Here is a 23,600-nt window from a genome sequence, read left to right as displayed (position 1 = left end):
TGCTGCGGCGACCGCCGAAAACGCGCGCGGCACCGAACCCGAGAGCCGGTGCCGCGAAAGTCGAACGGGCCTGCCGTCCGTGGTTGCAACGCTAGCCGATCAGGCGCGGCGCGCCATCATCAGCTTCTTGATCTCGGTGATCGCCAGCGCCGGGTTCAGTCCCTTCGGGCAGGTCCGCGCGCAGTTCATGATGGTGTGGCAGCGGTACAGCTTGAACGGGTCTTCCAGGTCGTCCAGGCGCGCACCGGTGTCCTCGTCGCGCGAGTCGATGATCCAGCGGTAGGCCTGCAGCAGGATCGCCGGACCCAGGTAGCGCTCGCCGTTCCACCAGTAGCTCGGGCAGCTGGTCGAGCAGCACGCGCACAGGATGCACTCGTACAGGCCGTCGAGCTTCTTGCGGTCTTCCGGCGACTGCAGCCGCTCGCGGTCCGGCGGCGGCGGAGTCTGGGTGCGGATCCACGGCTTGATCGACGCGTACTGCGCGTAGAAGTGGGTCAGGTCCGGCACCAGGTCCTTGATCACGTCCATGTGCGGCAGCGGATAGATCGGCACTTCGGCCTTGCCGCAGTCGGCGATCGCCTTGGTGCAGGCCAGCGTGTTGGTGCCGTCGATGTTCATCGCGCACGAACCGCAGATGCCTTCGCGGCAGGAACGGCGGAAGGTCAGGGTCGGATCGATCTCGTTCTTGATCTTGATCAGCGCGTCCAGGACCATCGGGCCGCACGCGTCCAGATCCACCTCGTAGGTGTCGGTGCGCGGATTGCTGTCGTCGTCCGGATTCCAACGGTAGACCTTGAAGGTGCGTGCATTCTTCGCGCCGGTGGCGGGAAAGTGCTTGCCCTTGCCGATCTTGGAATTCTTGGGGAGGGTGAACTCTGCCATGGCTTTAAAATCCGGGAATGGGGATTGGGGAATGGGGAATGGGAAGCAGGGGCGAAGAGCGCAGGCGCTGTTCTCGATTCCCCATTCCCGATTCCCGTTTCCCGGCTTTGGTCAGTACACGCGCGGTTTCGGCGGCACCACGTCGACATCCTTGCTGAGCGTGTACATGTGCACCGGGCGGTAGTCGAAGCTGCACTGGCCCTTGTCGTCGACGCTGACCAGGGTGTGCTTCTGCCAGTTGACGTCGTCGCGGTCCGGGAAATCCTCGTGCGCATGCGCGCCGCGGCTTTCCTTGCGTTGCTCGGCCGAGTTGATCGTCGCCACCGCGTTGAGCAGCAGGTTGTTCAGCTCGTAGGTCTCGATCAGGTCCGAATTCCACACCAGCGAGCGGTCGGAGACCTTCACGTCCTCGAAGGTGGCGTAGATCTCGGCCATCTTGTCCACGCCTTCCTTGAGCGTCTTGCTGGTACGGAACACCGCCGCGTCGGACTGCATGGTGCGCTGCATCTTGTCGCGTATCACCGAGGTCGGGGTGCCGCCGTTGGAATTGCGCAGCTTGTCGAGCAGGCCAAGCGCCTTGTCGCAGGCATCGCCGGGCAGGGTCTTGTGCGGCGCGCCGGTCTTGATGGTCTCGGCGCAACGGATCGCCACCGCGCGGCCGAACACCACCAGATCCAGCAGCGAGTTGGAACCCAGGCGGTTGGCGCCGTGCACCGACACGCAGGCCGCTTCGCCGATCGCGTACAGGCCGGGCACCACCGCATCGGGGTTGTCGCCGTCCTTGCGCACCACTTCGCCGTGGTAGTTGGTCGGGATGCCGCCCATGTTGTAGTGCACGGTCGGGAGCACCGGGATCGGCTGCTTGGCTACATCGACGCCGGCGAAGATGTGTGCGCTCTCGGCGATGCCGGGCAGCTTCTCGTTGATCACTTCCGGGCCGAGATGGGTCAGGTCGAGCAGGATGTGGTCCTTGTGCTCGCCGACGCCGCGGCCTTCGCGGATCTCGATGGTCATCGAACGCGACACTACGTCGCGCGAGGCCAGATCCTTGTAGTGCGGTGCGTAGCGCTCCATGAAGCGCTCGCCGTTGCTGTTGCGCAGGATGCCGCCTTCGCCGCGCACGCCCTCGGTGATCAGGCAGCCGGCGCCGTAGATGCCGGTGGGGTGGAACTGCACGAACTCCATGTCCTGCATCGGCAGGCCGGCACGCATCACCAGGCCGCCACCGTCGCCGGTGCAGGTATGCGCGGAGGTGGCGCTGAAGTAGGCGCGGCCGTAGCCGCCAGTGGCCAGCACCACGCCGTGGGCGCGGAACAGGTGCAGCGAGCCTTCGGCCATGTCCAGCGCGAGCACGCCGCGGCACACGCCTTCCTCGTCGAAGATCAGGTCGAGCGCGAAGTACTCGATCATGAAGCGCGCGTCGTGCGCCAGCGACTGCTGGTACAGCGTGTGCAGCATGGCGTGGCCGGTGCGGTCGGCGGCGGCGCAGGTGCGCTGCGCGGACGGGCCTTCGCCGTACTTGGTGGTCATGCCGCCGAACGGACGCTGGTAGATCTTGCCGTCCTCGGTGCGCGAGAACGGCACGCCGTAGTGCTCCAGCTCGATGATCGCCGGGATCGCCTCGCGGCACATGTACTCGATCGCGTCCTGGTCGCCCAGCCAGTCCGAGCCCTTGATGGTGTCGTAGAAGTGGTAGCGCCAGTCGTCCTCGCCCATGTTGCCGAGCGCGGCGGAGATGCCGCCCTGCGCGGCCACGGTGTGCGAACGGGTCGGGAAGACCTTGGTCAGACAGACCGTCTGCAGGCCCTTGGCGGCCAGGCCGAAGGTGGCGCGCAGGCCGGCGCCGCCGGCGCCGACCACGACCATGTCGTACTTGTGTTCGGTGATCTTGTAAGCGGACATCTAATTTGAATTCCTGTTCCGGGCGCCGATCAGGCGCTGCCCAGCGCGATGCGGGCGACCGCGAATACACCGACGAGCGCGCCGAGCACGGCGACGAACTTCACCGTGGTCTGCAGCGCCAGGGCCAGCAGCGAGTTGTGCACATAGTCTTCGAGGATCACCTGCAGGCCGATCTGCGCATGCCAGAACATCGCGATCAGGAAGCCGACCAGCAGCACCGCGTTCCACGGCTTGGCCACCGCCGCGGTGGCGGTGACGTAGTCGGCGCCGAGCAGGCTCAGCACGAACACCAGGAACCACAGGCTCAGGCCGACCAGCGCGGTGGCGGTGAGCCGCTGCAGCACGAAGTGCTCGGTGCCGGACTTGGCCGCGCCCAGGCCGCGCACGTTCTTCAACGGGGTGCGATAGCGGCTCATGCGGCGGCTCCGGTCAACACGTAGGCCCAGATCAGCGCGACGATCACCAGGCTGCCGATCACCGACAGCCAGCTGTTGCGCACGAAGGCGGGGATGCTGAAGCCGTGGCCGAAGTCCTGCACGATGTGGCGCAGGCCGTTGCACAGGTGATAGGCGAAGGCCCAGCTCCAGGCGAACAGGAACAGCTGGCCATACCAGGCGCCGGCCATGCCGCGGAAGCAGTTCCAGGACGCCGGGCCGAGCATCAGCACCAATAGCGCGGCCGCAAGGATCAGGGCACCGACCGACAGGATGATGCCAGTGGCTCGATGCAGGATCGAGGTGACCATCTGGATCTGCCAGCGATAGACCTGCAGGTGGGGGGACAGGGGACGTTCGCGCGTAGCCATTCGCTGGGCTCGTTGTCTCGGCTGGGCGGCGTGCTTAAGGCCGCGTTGGCTCAAAGCTGCTCAAAAATCGATGCAGCGTCCGTTTTTTTCCCAGTCGCCGTAGCGCGTCGGCTCGAGGCCGCCGCGACCGCCGATTTCCCGCGGCGCAGGCGTCGCGTGCGGAGTGTTCTCCTCGGCGGGTCGCTGCGTTTCGGGCTCGGGCTCGGGTGTGGGGGTTGCTTGGCTTATCATGCGGGTCTCACAACAGTGTAATTTTAGTCCTCCCCCTCGTGCCTGACAACCTGAATCTCACTTCCGCCGGTTTTTCCGCGCTCCCAGATCTGCAATACGTGGCATTGAGCGGCACGGATGCAGTGGCTTTCGCCCAGGCGCAGTTCGCCAACGATGTGCAGGCGCTGGGCAACGGCCACTGGCAGTGGAACGCCTGGCTGAGCGCCAAGGGCCGGGTGATCGCGCTGTTCGCGCTGCTGCGCCGCGCCGACGACGCATTGCTGGTGCTGCTGCCGGATGGCGGTGCCGCGGAGTTGGCAATCGCGCTGAACCGCTTCGTGTTCCGGCGCAAGCTGCGCATCGCCGCGCACGACGAGTTGCATGCCTACGCGCGCCTGGCGGCGCCCGCGCAGGCGCAAGGTGCGGCGCTGGCGGAGCGTGGCGACGGGACGATCGAACTGGACATGGGCGGCGCCGGCCTGCCGCGCACGCTGCTGCTGGTGCCGGCAGCGCAGGCCACGCAGGACGCGGCCGACCCGGCCTTCGTCGCCGCCTGGCGCCACGCCGACCTGCACCTGGGCCTGGCCCGGCTCGACCCCAGCCAGCGCGAGCAATGGACCCCGCAGCAGCTGGCGCTGGACCGGCTGCACGCGTTCAGCGTGAAGAAGGGCTGCTATCCGGGCCAGGAGATCGTCGCCCGCACCCATTTCCTGGGAAAGGCCAAGCGCGCGCTGCAGTTGCTGGAGGTAGAAGGCGTGGCCGAGGTCGGCGCGCAGGTGTTGCGCGACGGACAGCCGCTGGGCAGCGTGGTCAGCGTCGCCGGCGCGCTGGCGCTGGCGGTGCTGCCGCTGGAAGAAGTGCCGCCGACCGGCTTGTCCATCGGCACGCACCCTGCGCATTGGCAGCCGCTGCGCGACGGCCTCGCGCGCTGAACCAGCCCGCCCGCAGCGCCGCCTTGGCTTATTGCAGTTCCGAGTCCCGAGTCCCGAGTCCCGAGTCCCGAGTCCCGCGCCCCAAGTCCCGAGTCCCCCGCCTCCAGACGCTCTCCGCTTTCCGCATCGAAGAAATGCAGCGCCTCGCCGCGCACCGCCACGCGCAGGCGCTCGCCCAGGCCAGGCAGCGTGCGCGGCGCCACCCGCATCACCAGCGGCTGGCTGCCGTAGCTGAGGTTGACGAAGATCTCGTTGCCGACCGGCTCGATCACCTCGACCGTGGTCTCGAACCCGCCCTGCCCGTCCGCGCTGGGCTGCAGGTGCTCCGGGCGCACGCCGATCGCGATCGGCCGGCCAAGCCATTGCGGCGCGACATGCGCGCCGTGCAGCGGCACGCGGCTACCGTCAGCCAACTGCAACTGTTGCAAGCCGCCCTCTTCAACCAATTGGCCCTGCAACACGTTCATCGCCGGGCTGCCGAGGAAGCCGGCCACGAACAGGTTGGCCGGGCGGTCGTACAGCGCCATCGGCGTATCGATCTGCTGGATCAGCCCGTCCTTGAGCACCACGATGCGCTGGCCCAGGGTCATCGCCTCGACCTGGTCGTGGGTCACGTAGATCATCGTGGTGCCGAGCTTGCGGTGCAGCTGCGCGATCTCGGTGCGCACCGAATGGCGCAGCTTGGCGTCCAGGTTCGACAGCGGCTCGTCGAGCAGGAACACCGCCGGTTCGCGCACCAGCGCGCGGCCCAGCGCCACGCGCTGGCGCTGGCCGCCGGACATCGCCCGCGGCAGCTTGTCCAGCATCGGGGTCAGGCCCAGGGTGTCGGCGGCGGCGGCGACGCGGCGCGCGATCACATCCTTGCTTTCGCCGCGCAGCTTCAACCCGAACGCCAGGTTCTCGGCCACGGTCATGTGCGGGTACAGCGCGTAGCTCTGGAACACCATCGCGATGTCGCGGTCCTTCGGCGCCACGTCGTTGACCACGCGCTCGCCGATGCGCAGCTCGCCACCGCTGATCTCCTCCAGCCCCGCGATCATCCGCAGCAGGGTGGATTTGCCGCAGCCCGAAGGCCCGACCAGCACCATCAATTCGCCGTCGGCCACTTCGAAACTGGCCCCGTGCACGGCGACCTGACCGTTGTCGTAGACCTTGCGGATGTTGTCCAGTTGTACGTTCGCCATGGTGCGGTATCCGGTTTCCGGCAGGAGGGACGGGCTGCCGCCGGTCCCTCCCGAAGGCAGTGCATACGAATGCATTTCGCATCGTGCCAGCGACACAGGCAACAATGGGAGCGCAATGCGGTATTCTGCCATGTAACCGTTTTCACGGGGCAACATCGACGCCTGGGAGGGCCGCCGATGCGATCCGCCAGCCGCCGCCGTCCGGGCGTGCGCCGAGCACCGACTCTGATGCTTGCTGCATTAGGCAGGTATGCTGGGAGGTCTGGCCGTCGTCTTCATCTCCCGGTTCGTGCGCTCCCGCCTGGCGGTCGTAATCGCCATGCCCCCGCGCGAGCTGCAGGACGGATACAGGCCGCCTCCGCCGCTTGCTTACCAACGCCACGTCACTACTAGCCCCAGGTAATCGACGAAATGTCACCCGAAACCGAAAACCGGTCGATGCACGATACGTTCCTGCTGTTTGGCGCCACCGGCGACCTCGCCCAGCGCTACCTGTTCCCGTCGCTGCTGCGCATGCTCGACGACGGCTTCCTGCCGGACGACTTCCGCATCCGCGCGCTGGCGCTGTCGCCGCACGACACCGCCAAATTCCACGACATCCTCAAGCCGCGGCTGCAGGCGGCGATGCCGCAGGTCAGCGAGGCGGTGATCCAGTCGCTGCTGGATCGCACCGACTACCGCTCGGTAGACCTGCGCAATGCCGAATCGGTAGCCGACGCGGTGCGCGAGCTGGCCGGGCGCAAGTGCGTCAGCTACCTGGCGATCCCGCCGGGGCTGTACATCAGCACCTGCCAGGGCCTGGCCCTGGGCGGCGCGCTGGCCGCACCGAACCGGCTGATGCTGGAAAAGCCGATCGGCCACGACTCGGCCAGCGCGCGCGAGATCCTGCAGGCGATCGGCGCACTGATCGACGAGGACCGCGTGTTCCGCCTGGATCACTACCTGGGCAAGGCCGCGGTGCAGAACCTGATCGCGCTGCGCTTCGGCAACACGCTGCTGGAAGCGGTGTGGAACCGCAACTACATCGAGTCGGTGGAGATCCTGGTCGCCGAGAGCGAGGGCGTGGACGGACGCGACGCCTATTACGCGCGTTCCGGCGCGCTGCGCGACATGGTCCAGAGCCACATCCTGCAGCTGCTGTGCCTGGTGGCGATGGAGCCGCCGGCCTCGCTGGAAGCGGACCGCATCCGCGACGAGAAGGTCAAGGTGCTGCGCGCGCTGCGTCCGCTGCAGGCCGCGCAGGCCGCGCGCGACAGCGTGCGCGGCCGCTACACCGCCGGCACCATCAACGGCCAGCAGGCGCAGGCCTACCAGCCGCCGGAAGGCAGCGACGTGGAGACCTTCGTCGGCGTCACCACCTACATCGACAACTGGCGCTGGGCCGGGGTGCCGTTCCGGCTGTGCACCGGCAAGCGCCTGGCCGAGCGCACCACGCGCATCGTGGTCACGCTCAAGCCGGTCACCCATTGGTTGTTCGAGCGCCCCGATGCGCAGCACGTGGCGCCGAACCGGCTGACCTTCCAGCTGCAGCCGCAGGAGAACATCGAACTGGGCCTGATGAGCAGCCTGGCCGGCCCGGAATGGGGCGCGCTGGAACTGCAGCCGCTGGAACTGGAACTGTCGATGCCGACCGGTCTGCATCGCCGCATCGCCTACGAGCGGCTGATGCTCGATGCGCTCAACGGCAACCACGCGCTGTTCGTGCGCGACGACGAAGTGCGCGCGGCCTGGGCCTGGATCGACAGCGTCAGCGACGCCTGGGCGCAGGCGCAACTGCCGCTGCTGCCCTACCCGGCCGGCAGCTGGGGACCACAGGAAGCCGAACGCTACGTGTCCGCCGACGACGCCAGCGCCGTGCAGCGGGACACGCCATGAGCGCGCCGCTGCGGCCGGTGCTGGTCGCCGACATCGGCGGCACCAACGCGCGTTTCGCGCTCGCCGACCTCGGCGCGTCCACGCCGCTGCTCGACGACAGCACCCAGACCTATGCGGTGGTGGAGTTCCCGTCGCTGGGCGACGCGGCGCGCCACTACCTGCAACAGACCGGGGTGGAGGCACGCAGCGGCGTGTTCGCCGTGGCCGGGCGGGTGGATGGCGACGAAGCGCGGATCACCAACCATCCATGGGTGATTTCGCGTTCGCGCACCCGCGCCATGCTCGGCTTCGACGCCCTGCACCTGATCAACGACTTCGCCGCGCAGGCGATGGCGATCAGCCTGCTGCAGCCGCAGGACGTGGTCCAGGTCGGCGGCGCGGCGTGGCAGCCGGCGCCGATCGCGCAACCGCGCAACTACGCGGTGATCGGCCCCGGCACCGGCCTGGGCGTGGGCGGCCTGCTGATCCGCGGCGGCCGCTGCTATCCGCTGGAGACCGAGGGCGGCCACGTCAGCTTCCCGCCGGGTACGCCGGAGGAAATCCGCATTCTCGAGCTGCTGTCGCAGCAGTTCGGGCGCGTGTCCAACGAACGCCTGATCTGCGGTCCCGGCCTAGTCAACATCCATCGCGCGCTGAGCGAGATCGCCGGCGACAATCCGGGTCCGCTGCAGCCGTCGGACATCACCGCGCGCGCGGCGCAGGGCGACTACCGCGCGATGCGCACCATCGACGTGTTCTGCGCGGTGTTCGGCGCCATCGCCGGCGACCTGGTGCTGATGCACGGCGCCTGGGACGGCGTGTTCCTGACCGGCGGGCTGGTGCCGAAGATGCTAGACGCATTGCAGCACTCCGGCTTCCGCCAGCGCTTCGAGCACAAGGGCCGCTTTTCGTCGATCATGGCGCGGGTGCCGTCGCTGGCGGTGACCCACCCCCGTGCCGGTCTGCTCGGCGCCGCCGCCTATGCGGTCGATGCCGAACGGCAATCCCCAGGAGTCGTTGCATGAGCCCCACGTTGTCCGATCGCATCACCCTGATCCGTTACGACGATGCCGACGAATGGATCGACGCGGCGGCGGCCGAGATCGGCGCCGCGCTGCGCAAGGACATCGACCTGCGCGGCGGCGCGCGCCTGCTGCTGTCCGGCGGCACCACCCCGGCGCCGGTGTACCAGGCGCTGGCCGAGCTGCCGCTGGACTGGAGCAAGCTGGAAGTGGGCCTGGTCGACGAGCGCTGGCTGTCGCCGCAGGACAGCGACAGCAACGCCTACCTGGTCCGGCAGAGCTTCCTGGAGCGTGCCGAAGGCGCGCGTTTCGAACCGCTGGTGCGAGTCGGCCAGCCGCTGCAGGATTGCGTGCACGCCGCCAACCTGCATGCGCAGCACGCGCCGGCCGCGTGCATGGCGGTGCTGGGCATGGGCGGCGACGGCCACACCGCGTCGCTGTTCCCCGGCGCCACCGACCTGAACAAGGCGCTGGCCAATCCGCTGCCCTACGCCGCGCTCGACGCCACCGGCTGCCCCGGCGCCAACACCTGGCCGCTGCGCATCACCCTGACCCCGGCCGGGCTGGCGCCGATCGGCCAGCGCATGCTGCTGCTGCGCGGCAAGCAAAAGCTCGACGTGCTCGAACGCGCGCTGGCCGGCAACGATCCGCACGAATTCCCGATCCGCGTCGCCTTCGACACGCCTGGCGCGCGCTTGCGCGTGCATTGGTGCGAATGAAGCCGGGACTCGGGACTCGGGACCCGGAACAGCCCAGCGCTGCCGCATTCCCGCTCTTTCGAGTCCCGAGTCCCCAGTCCCGAGTCCCGACTACACCCCAACACTTCATAGCCACTTCTGCCAATGACCCTGCATCCTAAAATCCACGCGATCACCGAACGCATCCGCGCGCGCAGTGCGCCGTCGCGGCGTGCCTATCTGGCCGGCATCGACGCCGCGTTGCGCGACGGCCCGTTCCGCAGCCGCCTGAGCTGCGGCAACCTGGCGCACGGCTTCGCCGCCTGCGGCCCGACCGACAAGAGCCGGCTGGAAGGCGGGATCACCCCGAATCTGGGCATCGTCACCGCCTACAACGACATGCTGTCGGCGCACCAGCCGTTCGAGCACTACCCCGAGATCATCCGCAGCACCGCGCGCGCGCTCGGCGCCACCGCGCAGGTCGCAGGCGGCGTGCCGGCGATGTGCGACGGCGTGACCCAGGGCCGCCCCGGCATGGAACTGTCGCTGTTCTCGCGCGACGTGATCGCCCAGGCCGCCGCGATCGGCCTCAGCCACGACATGTTCGACACCACGATCTACCTGGGCGTGTGCGACAAGATCGTGCCCGGCCTGCTGATCGGCGCGCTGGCCTTCGGCCATCTGCCGGCGGTGTTCGTGCCGGCCGGGCCGATGACGCCGGGCATCCCCAACAAGCAGAAGGCCGAAGTGCGCGAGCGCTACGCCGCCGGCCAGGCCACCCGCGAGGAACTGCTCGCCGCCGAATCGGCGTCCTACCACGCGCCCGGCACCTGCACCTTCTACGGCACCGCCAATTCCAACCAGGTATTGCTGGAGGCGATGGGCGTGCAGTTGCCCGGCGCCTCGTTCGTCAATCCAGGCACGCCGCTGCGCGATGCGCTGACCCAGCAGGCCACCGAGCGCGCGCTGCGCATCACCGCGCTGGGCAGCGATTTCCGCCCGCTCGGCCGGCTGATCGACGAACGCGCGATCGTCAACGCCGCGGTCGCGCTGATGTCCACCGGCGGCTCCACCAACCACACCATCCACTGGCTGGCGGTGGCGCGCGCGGCCGGCATCGTGCTGACCTGGGACGACCTGGACGAACTGTCGCAGATCGTGCCGCTGCTGACCCGCGTGTACCCCAATGGCGAGGCCGACGTGAACCATTTCGCCGCGGCCGGCGGCGTGGGGTTCGTGTTCCGCGAGCTGATGGATGCGGGACTGATGCACGACGACCTGCCCACCATCGTGCCCGGCGGCATGCGCGCCTACGGTGACGAGCCGTGCGTGCAGAACGGCGCGCTGGCCTATGTGCCGAGCCCGGCCAAGAGCGCCGACGAAACCGTGGTGCGCCCGGCCTCCAATCCGTTCGAGGCGCAGGGCGGGCTGCGCCTGCTGCGCGGCAATCTCGGCCGCTCGCTGATCAAGCTGTCGGCGGTGAAGCCGGAATTCCGCAGCATCGAGGCGCCGGCGGTGGTCATCGACGCGCCGCAGGCCTTGAACAAGTTGCACGCCGCCGGGGTGCTGCCGCACGACTTCATCGTGGTGCTGCGCTACCAGGGACCGCGCGCCAACGGCATGCCGGAACTGCATTCGCTGGCGCCGCTGCTGGGCCTGCTGCAGAACCAGGGCCGGCGCGTGGCGCTGGTCACCGACGGGCGCCTGTCCGGCGCCTCGGGCAAGTTCCCGGCGGCGATCCACGTGACCCCGGAAGCGGCCCGCGGCGGCCCGATCGCGCGCGTGCGCGAAGGCGACATCGTGCGCCTGGACGGCGAGGCCGGCACCCTGGAAGTGCTGGTGGATGCCGCCGAATGGGCGACGCGTGCGCTGGCGCCGAACACCGCGCCGGCCGCGCACGACATCGGCCGCAACCTGTTCGCGCTCAACCGCCGCGTGGTCGGCCCCGCCGACCAGGGCGCGATGTCGATCTCCTGCGGCCCGCCCGCGGCCGATGGCGACGTCTGGGACTACGACGCCGAGTACGACCTGGGCCGCAACGCCGAGGCCGCCGCGGCACCGCACGAGGCGAAGGACGCGTAAGCCTGCGACCACGCGGCGCCGCGCGCCATGCCTGCCCCGCGCTGGCCGCCTGCGGCCAGCGCACTCCTGACCATCATTGCGAACACGAGAGTGCCATGACGATTGCCGAACACCAGAACACCGCCGAGCAGCTCCTGCGCGCCGCCGGCATCCTGCCGGTGGTGACCGTGCACAGCCTGGACGAGGCGCGCCGCGTTTCCGCCGCGCTGCTCGAAGGCGGCCTGCCCGCGATCGAACTGACCCTGCGCACGCCGGTGGCGATGGATGCGCTGGCGATGCTCAAGCGCGAGCTGCCGGACATCAAGATCGGCGCCGGCACCGTGCTCACCGACACCCAGCTGCAGCAGGCGATCGACGCCGGCGCCGATTTCATCGTCACCCCGGGCACGCCGCCGGCGCTGGCCGACGCGCTGGCGCGGGCGCCGCTGCCGGTGGTACCGGGCGCGGCCACCCCGACCGAACTGCTGGCGCTGATGGCGCGCGGCTTCCGCGTGTGCAAGCTGTTCCCGGCCACCGCGGTCGGCGGCCTGGCGATGCTCAAGGGCCTGGCCGGTCCGCTGGCGGACCTGAAGCTGTGCCCCACCGGCGGCATCGGCGAAAGCACCGCGGCCGAGTACATGGCGCAGCCGAACGTGGTCTGCATCGGCGGCTCGTGGATGGTGCCGAAGGACTGGCTGGCCAACGGCGAGTGGGACAAGGTGCGGGAGAGCGCGGCGAAGGCGGCGGCAATTGTGCGCGGGACTCGGTAGAGCCGGGACCGGGGACCGGGGACCCGGAAAATCAAGAGCAAACAAAAAGCGCCGGCATGCCGGCGCTTTTTGTTTGGCTGTTGCTGTCGCGTTTGCCGTTCCGGGTCCCCGGTCCCGGCTCTACCGAGTCCCGAGTCCCCAGTCCCGACGCCTCACCTCACCTCAATCTGCACATCCGCCGGCAACGACCGGATCCGCAGTTCCCCATGTTCCCATTGCGCCGGCTCGCCGTTGATCTGGGTGCGCCCGGGTTCGCCCGGATACGGCCACGGCAGCACCAGGCCGCCGCTGGGCATGCGCAGGCCGCCGCTGATGCCCAGGGTCAGGCGGTTCTTCTGCCGGCGCAGCTGGTAGCTCAGTTCGCCCTGCGGGGTGCGCAGGTCCTGGATCGCGATGCCCTTGCCGTCGAACCACGCCACCGGCACGCCGGCCGCCAGCACCAGGCTGTCGTCGATGTCGCGCGCGTAGGCGAACATGTCCAGCGTCGAGCGCACGAAATCCGATGCCACCCAGGCGTGCGGCAGGTCGCCGACGAAGAACGGCTTGCGCGGCGTATGCGAGACCACCTCGGCCCACTGGTTCCACGGCTGCGGCGCGCGGTCCTTGAAGAAGAACTGGGTCGCGTCCCAGGCGCGTTCGCGCCAGCCCAGGCGCACGAACGCGGCCACGTTGCGCCACTCGTACGGGGTGTAGTCCTTCCACTCGCGCTTGCCGTCGCGGCGGCTGGCGAACTCGCCCCAGTAGCGCTCGAAGGTGCCGTTCAGCAGCTGCGGCGGCAGCCGGCCCTGCTCCCCGCCCGGCGCCAGCGCGATGGTCGTAGAGGTGGGATCGAAATCGCCCAGCTCGGCCGAGCCCGGCAGGAAATCGATGTGGTGCTGCTGCGTGGCGGTCTGCAGCGAGGCGTACAGGTCCTGGCGGAACTCGTCGCGCGCGGCGGCGAAGCGCGCCACATCGTCGATCCGGCCCAGCTCGGCGGCGATCTCCACCGCGTCCTTGTAGCCGCGCAGCGTCCAGAAGTTGTCCCAGTACGAATGCATCGGCTTGGCCGAATAGCCTTCGTGGCTGATCGACACCGGCATCATCCCGTAGAACGCCGGGTTGCGCGCGCGGTTTTCTTCAGTGCGCTCGCTCAGCCGCAGCTGGTCCATGTACTCGTACGCGGCCAGCACGTGCGGCCACATCTTTTCCAGGAACGCGCGGTCGCCGCTGTAACGGTAGTAGTCGGCGACGCCGAAGATCAGCTCGCCATGGCTGTCGTTCTCCGGCACCGGATCGCTGCCGCGGTCGTCCACGCAGCACGGCACCATGCCGTTGGCGAACTGGTACGGCGCGTACCAGTCCAGATATTCGCGCGCCACGTCGGCGCGGCCCAGGCGCAGCAGGCCTTCGGAAATCATCGCGCCGTCGCGGATCCAGCTGCGCGAATACGAGCGCGTACCCGGCTGCAGGCGCGGCCCGATCCGCGAGATCAGCATGTGCGCCAGCGCAGTGCGCAAGGTGTCGGCCAGCGGCTTGCCCTCGGCCGGGACGTTGAGCTGCACCCGGTCCAGCTTCTCGCGCCACTGCTCGGCCACCTGCTGTTGCGCACGCGCCGCGTCGAACCCGGACGGCAGCGCCTGCACGCCGGTCTGCGGGATCAGCAAGGCCACGTCGCGCACTTCGCCCGGGGCCAGGCGCCCGCGGTACAGCAGCGCGCCCGAGGCCAGGCCGTCGGCATCCTGGGCCTGCTGCGGCAGCGCGGCGGTATCGGCGGCCAGCCGCTCGATGTCGATGCCGGCGTCGAACGCGGTGGCGTAGGCCGCGTCGGGCTTCTGCACCGCGAACACACGCGGCTGGCCGTTGACCTGCACCTGCGCGCCGTCGAACGCCAGCGAACGGATCGGACTGACCCCGCCGACGGTGTTGAGGAACTGGCTGGGCGGGTTCACTTGGAACGGCCGCACCGCCAGCGCCAGGGTGTAGTCGTGCGGCTTCTTGCTCGGGTTGCTGAGCCGGTAGCGCGCCACCAGCTGCGCCTGCTCCGGGGTGCCTTGGACGAAGGCGGTGATGCGCAGGCCGGCGTTGTCGTGGTTCCAGTCAACGCTGGGGATCGGCAGGTAGTCGTCCTGCAGGCTCTGCGCGCTCTTCACGTCGGCCCAGCTCAGGCGCTTGCCGTCCAGCAGCAGGAACGGCTCGATGCTGAAGGCGCCCTTGCCCACTTCGATCGCGCCGTCCTCGCCGACCAGGCCCTGCTCGCGGCCGCCGTCCAGGCCGACGATGGTCCAGTACGGCTGCTCGCCGCTGAAGCCGCGCGGGAACCAGCCGCGGGGGGAATCGGCCGCCACCGACTTGACGAAATCGTTCGGGGTGGCGGCGAAGGCCAGCGGCTGCAGCGCGATGTCGGCGATGCCGTAGCGGAAGCTGGGGCCGTCCTCCAGGTCGATGCGCACGTAGCGCGCCTCGGTGTCGGGCATCGGCAACCAGTCGGTGCCGCCGTTGCCGGCGGTGACGTTGCGCAGCTCGCGCCAGCTGCGGCCATCGGCCGAGCCCTGCACCCTGTAGCGCGAGGCGTACACGCCCGGCGCCCATTGCAGCTTGGCGCCGCCGAATTCGCGCACCTTGCCCAGGTCCAGCATGATCGTCTGGGTCTTGGCGTTGCCGCTGTACCACACCGTGTCGGCCTTGCCGTCGGCGATGCGCTGCTCCAGCGCCGGCGCGGTGTCGGCGCTGACCTTCACCGTCAGCGGCGAGGTGTCCTGCGGCGGCAGCGGGGTCAGGGTCAGCTGGTCGAAGCACACCGTGCCCTTGCCGCCGACCTGGTTGTAGAGGGTGAACTCGACCTGCGCGCTGCGCTTGAGTTCCTTGTCCGGGCTCGGCCCCCAGGCCTTGTCGATCTGCCGCTTCTTGAAGCTGACCGTGCTCCACTGCTTGGGAAAGGCGTAGCGCGGCCGGTTGACCCACCACACGTTATCGCCGCTGGCGTCGACCAGCTTGAACTGCAGGTCGTTGCTCGGCGAATCGCCGCGCAGCTGGAACGCGAACTGGTAGTTGTCCGGATAGTCGATCGGGATCGCGCGGCGGATCCCGGCATAGCCGGAGACGCCGTTGAAGTCGTAGTCCAGGCAGATCGCCTTGGCGCGGCCGCCGCTGGCGGCCTGCACCAGCCGGGTCGAGGCGGTGACCTGGTTGGAGACCACGATCTGCCAGTTGTCGAGGTTGTTGAAGCCGTCCAGCTGTACCGGCGCGGTCGGTGCCGCGGCGAAGGCCTGCGCCGCCGCCAGGCCCAGGATGGCCATCGCCCACCGTCTGCTCGTCATCGCCGCTCCCGTCATGAACCTCGTCCCCGTTGTGTCGTTGGCTTTTTTGTAGGAGGGGCTTCAGCCCCGACGCGTGACCGGTAAGGCGTCGGGGCTGAAGCCCCTCCTACACGTGTGCGTCGATCATGGCCTGCGATTGGCACGCCCCACACGCGTGCATTCGCCATGCCGTCCCTGGCGAAGCATACCGGCTCCGGACAAACCGGCCCGACCATCCGTGGCCGGGCGTTCGGGAACGCGCGAGCCAGTGGCTCGCAAGCGCGTCCGCTCACCCCTTAACGCTACCCAATAGCAGTCCCTGGATGTAGTAACGCTGCAGCGCCAGGAACAGCGCCAGCACCGGGATCACCGTCACCACCGCGCCGGCCATCATCATCTCCACGTCCATGATGTGCTCGCGCGACAGCGCCGCCAGCGCCACCGGCAAGGTGTAGTGCTCCTGGTCGGTCAGCACGATCAGCGGCCACATGAAGTCGTTCCACGCGGCCATGAAGGTGAAGATGGTCAGCGTCACCAGCACCGGCTTGAGCATCGGCAGCACGATCTGGAAGAAGATGCGCAGCTCGCCGGCACCGTCGATGCGCGCCGCCTCCAGCAGTTCGTCCGGGATCGAGCGCGCGTACTGACGCACCAGGAAGATGCCAAACACGGTCGCCAGCGCCGGCACCACCACGCCGCCGAAGTTGTTGACCAGGTGCAGCTGCTTCATCAGCAGGAACAGCGGCAGCATCGCCACCTGCGCCGGGATCACCAGCGCCGCCAGCAGGATCTGGAAGATCCGCTCCTTGCCGGCGAAGCGCAGCTTCGCGAACGCATAGCCGGCCATGGTGTTGATCAGCAGCGAGCCAAAGGTGATCGCGCACGACACCAGCAGGCTGTTGGCGAAGTTGCGGGCCATGCCGGTGCGCGAGAACAGCTCGCCGTAGTTGGCCAGGGTCGGGCCGGTCGGCAGCATCGGCGGCGGGAAGCGGCTCGCCTGCCCGGCCGGCATGAACGACACCGACAGCATCCACAACAGCGGCGCCAGGCTGACCAGCGCCAGCAGCAACAGCCCGCCGTTGACCAGCAGCGTGTTCCAGCGCGACGCGCCGATTTCGCGGCTCATACCAGGTCCTTCTTGCGGCCGAAGCGCAGCATCACGGAGGTCACTCCCAGGATGATCAGGAACAGCAGGAACGCCACTGCCGACGCGCGGCCGAGGTTCCACCACTTGAAGCCTTCCTCGAACATGAAGTACAGCACGCTGACCGTGCTTTGCAGCGGGTCGCCGCGGGTCATCACGTAGGGTTCGGCGAACAGCTGGAAATAGCCGGACACGGTGATCACCCCGACCACCAGCAGCACCGGCCCCAGCATCGGCAGGGTGATGTGCAGGAACTGCCGCCACTTCGACGCGCCGTCGATGCGCGCGGCCTCGTACAGGTCCTGCGGGATGCCCTGCAGGCCGGCCAGGAAGATCACCATATTGTAGCCGAAGTTCTTCCACACCGCGAACAGCATGATCGTCGGCATCGCCCAGTGCGGGTCGCCGAGCCAGTCGATCGGGCCGATGCCCAAGTGGCTCAGGCCGTAGTTGACCAGGCCGTAGCTGGTGTGGAACAGATAGCGCCAGATCACCGCCACCGCCACCAGCGTGGTCACCACCGGCGCGAACAACGCGGTGCGGAACAGCGGCTTGAACCGCGCCACCGGCGCGTTGAGCAGCAGCGCCGCGCCCAGCGAGGCGCCGATCGACAGCGGCACGCCGACGATGACGAAGTAGGTGGTGTTCCACAGCGACTTCCAGAACATCTGCGTCTGCAGCAGCTCGATGTAATTGCCGAAACCGACGAAGCGCAGGTGGTTGCTGTCGGCCAGCGCATACAGGTCGAAGTCGGTGACGCTCAGCGCCAATGCCGACAGCACTGGCAGGCCGAAGAACACGCCGATCACGATCAGCGCCGGCCCGGCGAACAGCCAGCCGACCAGGGACCCGCGCTTCATGGCGCCGCTCCCGCAGCCGGCGCCGCCGCTGCCTGCGGATGCTGCTGCTGGTAGATCCAGCGCCGCTTCTCCAGGATTTCGTCCACGCGCTTGTCCAGGTCCTGCACTGCCTTCTCCTGGCTTTCGCCGCCGCGCACCACGCGCTCGGTGACCAGCCGCATTTCCTGCACGATGCGCTCCCATTCCAGCACCTTCGGCGCCGGCTTGACCCGCTCCAGCTGGTCGCGGAACGCGTGCGCCAGCGGATCGTTGGCCAGCGACGGGTACTCCCAGGTGCTGCGCCGCGGCGGCATGTCGCCGATCAGCGCATGGAAACGCGCCTGGGTCTGCGGCCGCGACAGGAACTCGATCAGCTTCCACGCCGCGTCCTTCTGCTGCGACTTGCGGAAAATCACCAGGCTGGTGCCGCCGGCGATGCCGGCACCCGGGCCGTCCGGACCCGGCAACGGCATCGTGCCCCACTGCCCTTTCAGCGCCGCCGGCTCCAGCTTGCGGAACTCGCGGATATTCCACGGCCCGGAGATGTAGAACGCGTAGAAGCCGTTGAAGAACTCGTCCCAGACGTTGGAGATCTGGGTTTCGGACATCTTCGGCGCCCAGCCCTGCTCGAACATGTTGGCGTAGAAGCCCAGCGCCTTGCGGAAACCGGGACTGCGGAAGTTGCCGTAGTTGTTGTGGTCGCGCAGCAGCGGATCGTCCAGCTGCAGGCCCAGCGACAGCTGCTGCTCGAATTCGTTGATCGGCATCAGGATCGCATAGCGCTTGGGCCCCACGTGCCGCTTCACCGCGGCCATGGCCTGTTCCCACTCGGCCCAGGTCTGCGGCAGTTTTTCCACGCCCGCATCCTTGAGCATGTCCTTGCGATAGAACAGCAGGCGCGTGTCCACGTACCACGGCACCCCGTACAGTTGGCCGTCAATGACGCTGGTGTCCCAGATGCCGGCGAAGTAGTCCTTCGGATCGATCACCTTGGATTTATCCACGTACGGTTGCAGCGGCTGCAGCGTGTCCAGCGCGGCGAACTCGGGAATCCAGGTGTTGCCGAGCTGGCACACGTCCGGCAGCCCGTCGGCGGCGAACGCGGTCAGCAGCTTTTCGTGCGCGGCGGTCCACGGGATGTTCTGGATATCCACGTGGATGCCGGGATGTTCCTTCTCGAACTCGGGGATCAGCTCGGCCACCACCTCGGCCTCGCGGCCCATCGCCCAGAACCGCACCACCTCGCCCTGCGGCGCGCGCGCGCAACCGCACGCGGCCAGCACCAGCACGCCCAGCGTCGCCCAGCGGCGCATCGTCGGCAATGCGCTCATTGCGGATTCTGCGGTTGGCGTTGCGCGGGATTGGGCTGCGCCTCGGCGGAGGCGGCACGCGACTCGGCGATGCCCAGCGCGCGGGCCGTGGCGGCCTGCTCGTCCTTCTTCGGCACCGGCGGGGCCTCGCCTTCCGGGGTCAGCCAGCCGCCGCTGAAGCCGGCGCGCTCCAGGCCGGCACGCAGGTACTTGTTCTTCTTCATCACGTTCCACACGAACTCGTTGCGGTAGTTGGCGATCATGGTGACGATCGCGCCCTGGTCGATGCCGATGTAGTCGCCTGCGACCCAGCCGCGGTTGGGCAGCATGCGCCCGGTCTTGAGCGGGATATCGTAGTTGAAGCTGGGATTGAACGAATCCAGGAAACCATAGCTGGAATAGATGTAGTCGCCGAAGCGCTTGTGCATCTCCTGCGTCGCCGGGATCACCACCTCCGGCGCGAACACGATCGAGGACACCGTTGCGGTCGGCGCGATGGTGCCGTCGTCGAAGGCTTCGAACAAGCCGGCGCCGCGGGTGCGGTAATGGAAGAACTGGCGTGGTTCGCCGCGGTAGTCCTGGGTGGTGTTCTGCGGGCCGTCGCTGGCGGTCAGGCCCCACACGTTCTCGCCGTACTCCTTCCACTTCATCGGGTTGTCGATGGCGTACTCGCGCTGCGCGAGCGTGGCGCGGCGGCTGTTGAGGAAGTAGTCGATGCCGTGCTCGCGCATGTACTGGTCCTGGATGTCGCGGAAGTCGATCCAGACGTGGTTGTACTGGTGCGCGAACAAGGGCCCGAACGCCAGGTATTCCTGGCCGTAGTACACGCCCCAGTCCTTGTTGTAGGTGCGCGTCCACTCCTGCCACGCATCCGGTTCCACCGGATGGGTCGGCGAGCCCAGCGCCAGCAGGTAGACCATCATGCCTTCGTTGTAGCCCATCCAGTCGTGCTGGATGAAGCCACGCTCGGGGTACCAGCCCATCGTGATCAGCGGCGTGCGCTGCTGCATCCACTTCCAGTCCACGCGCCGATACAGCGTGTCGGCGATCTGGCGGATTTCCTTTTCGTCGGCGCTGTCGCCCTCGTAGTAGGACTGCGCGAACAGCACGCCCATCATCAGCAGCGCGGTGTCCACGCTCGACAGCTCCACCCACTGGTCGTAGCGCAGGCCTTTCTGCATGTCCAGGAAGTGGTAATAGAAGCCCTTGTAACCGGCGCGGCCGGTGCGCTGCGGGCCGACCGGCACGTCGCGCAGGAAACGCAGCGTGGTCAGGGTGCGCTGCACTGCCTGCTCGCGGCTGATCCAGCCGTTCTCGTAACCGATCGGATAGACGGTGAGCGCGAAACCGACCGAGGCGATGCTGGCGAACGGGCGCGACGGGTAGCGGTCCACCGCCATGCCGTTCTGCTCGTTGGTGGTGTCCCAGAAGAACTGGAAGGTGCGCCGTTCGATGTCGTCGAACAGCGGCGGCAATTCGGGTTTGACCAGCTTGGGGGGCAGTTCGGCTTCGATCAGGATCACTTTTACCGGCTTCTTGTCCGCAACGGAGGGCTCCTCGGGTTTCTTGCACGATGCCAGCAGCGTTGCCGCCGCCAGCAGCAGCAGGACCAATGGTGAGCGTGCGACGCTGCCCGGTTTCATGCTTTCGACACCCCTGTGAAATCGCTTACATGCGCGGTTGAAACTATCCCATTCCAGGACCTGCTGCTGCGGCCGCCCCGGAAGCTTCCGGGGCGGCCTTGATGTCGCCGCTTACCAATTCAGGCCGAACGACAGCCGGAACGTGCGCATCTGACCATAGATCTGATAATCGGTGGTGCCATACGCGGTGTCCGGATCGGTGGCGGTCCCGGTATTGGCGCCGTAGGAGTTGTAGTTGATCCAGTTGAACACATTGAGCACATCGGCACGGACGTTGAACTTGACGTTGCTGCCGGTATCCCACTGCTTGTTCAAGGTCAGGCTCAGGTCCTTGTAGCCGATGCTGCGGTCCGGGGTGAACTCGATGATGGCGCACTGGTCGTTGCCGGCCAGGCAGTTGGTGCCGTAAAACGGCGTGGGCGTGGACAGGGTCAGCTTGCCGGACAGGGTGATGTCCCACGGCAGATCGTAGATCGCAGTGGCGACCAGGCGATGCTTGGGCACGCCGGCGGCCTGGTGCCAGCCGTAGCCACCGATGCTCGGGTAGTCGAGCGAATAGTGCTCGCCGAACTTGCGGTTCTCCTTGGCATTGCTGAAGGTGTAGGCCACGGTCATGCCCCAGCCGGATTTGGCGGTGTACGGCTTGTCGATCTTCAGCCCGAGGGAATCGTTGCGCGTCTCCAGCGCATTGGTGCCGAGCAGCACGCTGCCGAAGCCGTCCGGGCCTTCGCCGAACGGCGCGCCATAGAGGGTGCCGGGGGCGAAAAACGAACCGTCGGCGCGGCGGTTGCCGAGCATGAACGCGAAGCCGTCATGGCTGGCGATGTGCGACAGCGTCACTTCGGTGTTCCACTGATTGCCCCACAGATCGACCGCATTGCGCATGCCCAGGCTGAACTGGTCCGAGTACGGGGTCTTGATGTCGTTGTCGATCAGGTAGATCTCGCGGCCGCTGCCGGCGCCACCGCCGGCCACCAGCGCCTGCAACGCAGCCGGATCCAGGTACGCCGGATCCCAGCCCAGGCATGGCTGGCCGCGGCATGGATTGGCTGCCGACTGGAAGTAGTAGGTGTAGGAACGGAAGCTGCCGTTGAGCTGCTCCAGCGACAGGTGGTCGAAGATGTTGCGGTCGTAGGCACGGCCGGCGCCGCCGAAGATCACGTGGCGCTGGTCGCCCGCCAGATCGTAGGAAAAGCCCAGTCGCGGCTGCCAGGCATCCTTGAACGCCTTGCGGTTGTTGCCGGTGCTGATGTAGTTGCGGATGTTGTAGTCGGCGTTGTCCAGGTTGCTCCAGTTCAACAGCGCCGAGCTGACGTCGCCGGGGGTCTGGAAGTTCAGGAACGACGGGGTCTTCTCGTAGTCCCAGCGCACGCCCAGATTCAGGGTCAGGTGTTCGTCGACCTCCCAATCGTCCTGCAGGTAGATGCCGTACTGCTTATTCTTGGAGATGGCGTTGCCGCCGCTGGTGCCGGCGACCGCATCTCCGAACTGCACCTGGTAGGGAATCTGGGTGCTGGTCAGGATGTTGTAGTAGAACTGCGGGTTGTACGGGATCTGCTGCAGCGTGTTGAGTTCCACGTCCTTGTACTTCACGCCCATCTTCAGCGTGTGGGTGCCGTGCCACTGCAGGTCCTGGATGGTCAGGTCGTCCTGCAGGCCCACGCCCTTCTGGCCCTTGCGCTGGTAGTTGGAGCCGGCGCCGACGCTGAGGATGGTGTCCGGATTGCCGTCGGCCGGGTAGTACATCAGGTTGTAGCCGAGTCCGCCGTTGACCGACTGCGGATTGACGAAGGAATTCTCATAGGTCACGTGCGCATCGTTGATGATGCGACCGTAGGTGAACTGGTAGCGCAGATCTGCGCGCTTGTCTTCCTGGTAGGTATCGGTCGCATACGACGCAGCGTCGGTGCCGTCGATGCCGTCGATCGAGCTTTCCTTGCGATACTTGCCGCTGAGCTCGAAGTAGTGGTTCTGGCCGATGGTCCAGTCGAGCTTGCCGAAGTACAGGTCTTCCTTGAAGGGCTGCGGATAGGTGCCGATCTGCGACTGCAGGTTGGCCGGCAGTTCGTCGACACGGTCGCGATAGATCGAACCGGCCTGGACCACGCCCGGGGTCACGTATTCCTTGGCCTCGTAGGCAACGAAGAAGTGCGCCACGTCCTTGAGGATCGGGCCGCTGAAGGTGGCGCCGTACTGCTCTTCCTTGAACTCGTCGCGCTTGCCGTCGCGTTCTTCCAGCGGGCTGGGCTTGCGCCACTTGTCGTTGGTGTAGTCCCAGAAGAAGCTGCCCTCGAAGGTGTTGCCGCCCGAGCGCGTGGCCGCGACCACCGCGGCGCTGCTGAGCTGGTCGAACTCGGCCTTGTAATTGGAGGTGATGACCTTGTACTCGCCGATCGCCGACTGCGGGAACGGGTTGCCGCGGCTGGAGTCCTGACCGCTGACGCCGCCGGTGAGCACGTAGTTCTTCTGGCTGACTCCGTCGATGAAGACGTTGGTGCCGTTGGCCGAGGTGGCGCCGGAGCGCATCGTCGTGTTGCCCTGGCCGTCGCGGCTGAACTGCACGCCCGGCACGGTATCGGCCAGTTCCAGGAAGTTGCGCGTCGCGCGCGGCAGCGACTCGATAAGCTTGTTGGAGATATAGGTGGCATTCTCCGAGGTACGGGTTTCCACCAGTGCCGGCGCGGTGACGTTGACCGCGCCGAGCGTGGTGGCGTCGCCGGCGGTCGCGCTGGCCGCCTCGCCGCCCACCCCCAGGTTCAGCGTCGCCACCTGGCCGACCTGCACGGTGACGTTCTGCGAGGTGGTCCGGCCATTGGCGGTGACGTCGATCCGGTAGGAGCCCGGCGGCAGGCCGCCAACGGCGTACACCCCGTTGTTGGCCTGCACGCTGCGGGTCAGGCCGGTGGCCAGGTTGGTGGCGGTGACCTGCGCCGCGGTGGCGGGCGCGGAGTCGACCATGACCTGGCCACGGATGGTGCCGCCGGTGCTCTGCGCGAGCGCCGGTGCGGCGCCAAGCAGCAGACAACTGGCCAGAGCGCAACTCAACAGCTTGGGTGCGGGCCGCGCGGAACGTCGTGGGTGCTTCATGTG

At 67.7% G+C, this 23,600-nt stretch carries 17 protein-coding genes and 1 pseudogene; 6 read left to right on the top strand and 12 right to left on the bottom strand.

Annotation, left to right across the window (positions count from 1 at the left end; genetic code table 11):
• Positions 1–99: 99 nt before the first annotated feature.
• The 5 genes from KHF85_RS08410 to KHF85_RS08390 form a co-directional block, all read right to left on the bottom strand.
• Positions 100–882, bottom strand: coding sequence for a succinate dehydrogenase iron-sulfur subunit (locus tag KHF85_RS08410; RefSeq protein ID WP_284569219.1), 783 nt, complete (start codon positions 880–882; stop codon positions 100–102).
• Positions 883–993: 111 nt separating this feature from the next.
• Positions 994–2,784, bottom strand: a complete 1,791-nt coding sequence (sdhA, locus tag KHF85_RS08405; RefSeq protein WP_284569218.1) for a succinate dehydrogenase flavoprotein subunit — start codon at positions 2,782–2,784, stop codon at positions 994–996.
• Between the two features lie 29 nt (positions 2,785–2,813).
• The gene (sdhD, locus tag KHF85_RS08400; protein WP_039006570.1) at positions 2,814–3,200 is read right to left on the bottom strand and encodes a succinate dehydrogenase, hydrophobic membrane anchor protein; all 387 of its coding nucleotides are present in this window, start codon (positions 3,198–3,200) and stop codon (positions 2,814–2,816) included.
• Positions 3,197–3,589, bottom strand: coding sequence for a succinate dehydrogenase, cytochrome b556 subunit (sdhC, locus tag KHF85_RS08395; protein ID WP_009593461.1), 393 nt, complete (start codon positions 3,587–3,589; stop codon positions 3,197–3,199). Before sdhC ends, sdhD begins: the two co-directional genes overlap by 4 nt.
• A 60-nt stretch (positions 3,590–3,649) precedes the next feature.
• Complete coding sequence (locus KHF85_RS08390) at positions 3,650–3,820, bottom strand: DUF1674 domain-containing protein (RefSeq protein ID WP_080998941.1); 171 nt, start codon at positions 3,818–3,820, stop codon at positions 3,650–3,652.
• Positions 3,821–3,858: 38 nt separating this feature from the next.
• Here KHF85_RS08390 and ygfZ point away from each other — a divergent pair, with 38 nt between their 5' ends.
• The gene (gene ygfZ, locus KHF85_RS08385; RefSeq protein WP_284569217.1) at positions 3,859–4,731 is read left to right on the top strand and encodes a CAF17-like 4Fe-4S cluster assembly/insertion protein YgfZ; all 873 of its coding nucleotides are present in this window, start codon (positions 3,859–3,861) and stop codon (positions 4,729–4,731) included.
• An 89-nt stretch (positions 4,732–4,820) separates the two neighbouring features.
• Here the strand turns inward: ygfZ and KHF85_RS08380 are convergent.
• Positions 4,821–5,915: pseudogene (locus KHF85_RS08380) on the bottom strand (ABC transporter ATP-binding protein); the annotation flags it as partial.
• 411 nt (positions 5,916–6,326) lie between these two features.
• Between KHF85_RS08380 and zwf the strand changes: the two are divergent.
• The 5 genes from zwf to KHF85_RS08355 all read left to right on the top strand — a co-directional run bounded on the left by zwf (position 6,327) and on the right by KHF85_RS08355 (position 12,299).
• Complete coding sequence (zwf, locus tag KHF85_RS08375) at positions 6,327–7,790, top strand: glucose-6-phosphate dehydrogenase (RefSeq protein WP_284569216.1); 1,464 nt, start codon at positions 6,327–6,329, stop codon at positions 7,788–7,790.
• Positions 7,787–8,794 carry a glucokinase gene (gene glk / locus KHF85_RS08370; protein ID WP_009593316.1) on the top strand — a complete coding sequence of 336 codons (1,008 nt, stop codon included), beginning with the start codon at positions 7,787–7,789 and terminating at the stop codon, positions 8,792–8,794. The genes zwf and glk overlap by 4 nt, the downstream gene beginning before the upstream one ends.
• Entirely contained in the window at positions 8,791–9,510 is a 720-nt protein-coding gene (pgl, locus tag KHF85_RS08365; RefSeq protein WP_284569215.1) for a 6-phosphogluconolactonase, read from the top strand. The genes glk and pgl overlap by 4 nt, the downstream gene beginning before the upstream one ends.
• Before the next feature lie 123 nt (positions 9,511–9,633).
• Positions 9,634–11,550 carry a phosphogluconate dehydratase gene (edd, locus tag KHF85_RS08360; protein WP_284569214.1) on the top strand — a complete coding sequence of 639 codons (1,917 nt, stop codon included), beginning with the start codon at positions 9,634–9,636 and terminating at the stop codon, positions 11,548–11,550.
• A gap of 95 nt (positions 11,551–11,645) precedes the next feature.
• The gene (locus tag KHF85_RS08355) at positions 11,646–12,299 is read left to right on the top strand and encodes a bifunctional 4-hydroxy-2-oxoglutarate aldolase/2-dehydro-3-deoxy-phosphogluconate aldolase (protein WP_284569213.1); all 654 of its coding nucleotides are present in this window, start codon (positions 11,646–11,648) and stop codon (positions 12,297–12,299) included.
• Positions 12,300–12,451: 152 nt separating this feature from the next.
• On the opposite strand, the gene KHF85_RS08350 is transcribed toward KHF85_RS08355, so the two are convergent.
• From KHF85_RS08350 to KHF85_RS08325, 6 genes are all read right to left on the bottom strand, one after another.
• Positions 12,452–15,574 (bottom strand): discoidin domain-containing protein, encoded by a 3,123-nt coding sequence (locus KHF85_RS08350; protein WP_409976698.1) that lies wholly within the window; start codon positions 15,572–15,574, stop codon positions 12,452–12,454.
• Positions 15,575–15,863: 289 nt separating this feature from the next.
• Positions 15,864–16,700, bottom strand: coding sequence for a carbohydrate ABC transporter permease (locus KHF85_RS08345; protein WP_284569211.1), 837 nt, complete (start codon positions 16,698–16,700; stop codon positions 15,864–15,866).
• On the bottom strand, positions 16,697–17,578 hold the full coding sequence (locus KHF85_RS08340) for a carbohydrate ABC transporter permease (protein ID WP_009593198.1): 882 nt from the start codon (positions 17,576–17,578) through the stop codon (positions 16,697–16,699). Before KHF85_RS08340 ends, KHF85_RS08345 begins: the two co-directional genes overlap by 4 nt.
• On the bottom strand, positions 17,575–18,870 hold the full coding sequence (locus KHF85_RS08335; protein WP_284569504.1) for a sugar ABC transporter substrate-binding protein: 1,296 nt from the start codon (positions 18,868–18,870) through the stop codon (positions 17,575–17,577). The genes KHF85_RS08340 and KHF85_RS08335 overlap by 4 nt, the downstream gene beginning before the upstream one ends.
• A gap of 14 nt (positions 18,871–18,884) precedes the next feature.
• A complete protein-coding gene (locus KHF85_RS08330; RefSeq protein ID WP_284569210.1) occupies positions 18,885–20,510 on the bottom strand; it encodes a glucoamylase family protein in 1,626 nt (541 codons plus the stop codon).
• A gap of 111 nt (positions 20,511–20,621) precedes the next feature.
• Positions 20,622–23,597, bottom strand: a complete 2,976-nt coding sequence (locus KHF85_RS08325; protein WP_284569209.1) for a TonB-dependent receptor — start codon at positions 23,595–23,597, stop codon at positions 20,622–20,624.
• Between the last annotated feature and the right edge of the window lie 3 nt (positions 23,598–23,600).

Origin of the sequence: Xanthomonas graminis pv. graminis, assembly GCF_030168915.1 — a bacterium.
Taxonomy (GTDB): domain Bacteria; phylum Pseudomonadota; class Gammaproteobacteria; order Xanthomonadales; family Xanthomonadaceae; genus Xanthomonas_A; species Xanthomonas_A translucens.
This window is presented reverse-complemented; position numbering and strand designations above follow the sequence as displayed.